This window comes from Thiohalophilus sp., assembly GCF_031581315.1.
Classification (GTDB): domain Bacteria; phylum Pseudomonadota; class Gammaproteobacteria; order UBA6429; family Thiohalophilaceae; genus Thiohalophilus.
Window position 1 is genome coordinate 1 of sequence record NZ_JAVLAZ010000047.1, and the last position, 2,802, is coordinate 2,802.

At 60.2% G+C, this 2,802-nt stretch carries 2 protein-coding genes; both read right to left on the reverse strand.

Annotated features, from left to right (window positions below):
• The coding region (gene glmS, locus RI563_RS08260) for a glutamine--fructose-6-phosphate transaminase (isomerizing) (protein ID WP_310693896.1) at positions 1-1,784 on the reverse strand (1,784 nt) is incomplete at its 3' end.
• 136 nt (positions 1,785-1,920) lie between these two features.
• A partial coding sequence (gene glmU, locus RI563_RS08265) for a bifunctional UDP-N-acetylglucosamine diphosphorylase/glucosamine-1-phosphate N-acetyltransferase GlmU (RefSeq protein WP_310693897.1) occupies positions 1,921-2,802 on the reverse strand: 882 nt, incomplete at its 5' end.

Sequence of the window (2,802 nt, forward strand, 5' to 3'; positions counted from 1 at the left end):
GTGCCCTTGAGCAGGGCGACGTGGTAGGCCAGCAGTTGCAGCGGGACGCTGTAGATGATGGGGGAGATGGCGATGTCGACCGGGGCGATTTCCAGCACGGTGACGCCCTGGCCGGCGCTCAGGCCGGCATGCTGATCGGCAAACACGTAGAGTTTTCCGCCACGTGCGCGCACTTCCTGCAGGTTGGATTTGAGCTTGTCCAGCAGTTTGTCGTTCGGCGCCACGGCGACGATCGGCACGTTGGCATCGACCAGGGCCAGCGGGCCGTGCTTGAGTTCGCCGGCCGGATAGCCTTCGGCATGGATGTAGGAGATCTCTTTTAACTTGAGCGCGCCTTCCAGGGCCACGGGGTACATCATGCCGCGGCCGAGAAACAGGGCGTGATGTTTGTCGGCAAAGTTTTCGGCCAGTTTTTCGATCTCACCGTCGAGCTTGAGCACTTCCTCGATAATACCCGGTAGATGTCGCAGCTGGTCCACCACCTTGGCCTCGAGCTCTTCGGACAGCCCATGCCGCCGCGCGAGCACGACCAGTAACAATAATATGCCGACCAGCTGGGTGGTGAACGCCTTGGTGGAGGCCACACCGATCTCCGGGCCGGCGCGGGTCATCAATGACAGTTCCGATTCGCGTACCAGCGAACTCTCCGGCACGTTGCAGATCGCCAGCGAGTGTTCGTAACCCAGCTCTTTGGACAGACGCAACGCGGCCAGCGTGTCGGCCGTCTCGCCCGACTGGGAAATGGTAATGAACAGGGTATCGGGCTGTACCACATGCTTGCGATAGCGAAACTCGCTGGCCACTTCCACATTGCAGGGCAGACTGGTGACCGATTCGAACCCGTACTTGGCGATCATCCCGGCGTGATAGCTGGTGCCGCAGGCGACGATCTGGATGTTGCGGATCTTCTCGAAAATGGCCGCGGCCTTGGGGCCGAAACTGGCTTCCAGTACCTTGTCTTCACCCAGGCGGCCTTCCAGGGTCTCGGCAATGGCCTGGGGCTGCTCGTAGATCTCCTTGAGCATGTAATGGGCGAACTCGCCCCGCTCGACCGCGTCACTGCTGAGCTTGCTTTCATGCACGGGACGGGTGACCGGCTGGCGCTGATGATCGTAGATCTCGACACCGTCGTGGCTCAATACCGCCACATCGCCTTCTTCCAGGATATAAAAATGGTTGGTGACCGGTAGCAGGGCGGCCATGTCGGAGGCAATGAAGTTTTCCTGCTCGCCGATGCCGATGACCAGCGGCGAGCCGCGCCGGGCCGCCACCAGTTTGTCCGGCTCACTGTTACAGACCACGCCCAGGGCATAGGCCCCTTCCAGATCGTCCACGGTATCCTGCACGGCCAGTAGCAGATTCTTGCCCTGGTTGAGGTGTTTGTGCAGCTGATGGACGATCACTTCGGAGTCGGTATCGGAGGTGAACAGGTACTCCTCGGCCAGCTGGGTATGCTTGAGCCCTTCGAAGTTCTCGATGATGCCGTTATGCACCAGGGCGACAGTCTGTTTACAGATATGGGGATGGGCATTGTGGGTGGCCGGCTCGCCGTGGGTGGCCCAGCGGGTATGGCCGATGCCGATATGGCCGGCGGCCGGGGTCCTCTCCAGCTCTTGCTTGAGATTGGCGATCTTGCCGACGGTACGTACGCGGGTCAGACAGGCATTTTCATCCAGTACCGCCACCCCGGCCGAATCATAGCCGCGATATTCCAGCCGCTTTAATCCGTCGACCAGGATCGGGGTGATGTCCCGGTTTGTGATGCCACCAACGATTCCACACATAATTACAGGGCCGAGGGACGAGGGACGAGGGACGAGGACTTTCTATTTAATACTGTACTATTGGCGACCATAACTCCTCCATCACAAATATTACCTTGCCGCGAAATATTCGAAAACATACTTTCTTTTTTCCTCGTCACTCGTCACTCGTCCCTCGTCCCTGTTTCTTCGGTCGCTTCCAGCCTGTGACGGTTTTCTGTTTGGTCCGGCTCAGGGTCAACGCGTTTTCCGGGGCATCATTGGTCAGCGTGGTGCCGGCGCCGATGGTGGCGCCGTCGCCGACTTTTACCGGTGCGACCAGCTGGGCGTCGGAGCCGACAAAGGCGTTGTCGCCGATTTCGGTGCGGTGCTTGTTGGCGCCGTCGTAATTACAGGTGATCACCCCGGCACCGATATTACTCTGTTTGCCCACGCGGGTGTCGCCCACGTAGCTGAGGTGATTGATCTTGCTGCCTTCGCCCACCTGGCTGTTCTTCAGTTCCACGAAGTTGCCGATATGGGTCTGCCCGGCCAGTTCGGTCCCCGGACGGATGCGGGCAAACGGGCCGATGCGACTGCCGGCACCGATATGGGCACCTTCGATCACGCTCATCGGCAAGACCTGCACCCCGTCTTCCAGCGTGCAATCTTTCAACACACAGTTGGGCCCCACCGTGACGTTGTCGGCCAGGTGGACCTCGCCTTCGATTACCACGTTAATATCCAGCGTCACATCCTGACCGCACTGCAGCTGACCCCGGATATCCAGGCGCGCCGGATCAGCCAGCGAGACGCCCTCGCTCATCAGTCGGCCGGCCTGTTGCAGCTGGTATTCGCGCTCCAGCACGGCCAGTTGCTGGCGGCTGTTGACACCCAGTACCTCGTTGATCCCCGCCGGATGGCTCACCGCGATCGGCACGCCGTCGGCCACGGCCATGGCGATGATGTCGGTCAGATAGTATTCGCCCTGGGCATTATTATTGTCGAGTTGATTTAACCAGCCTTTGAGCCGGCCGCCGTTGACCGCCAGGATGCCGGT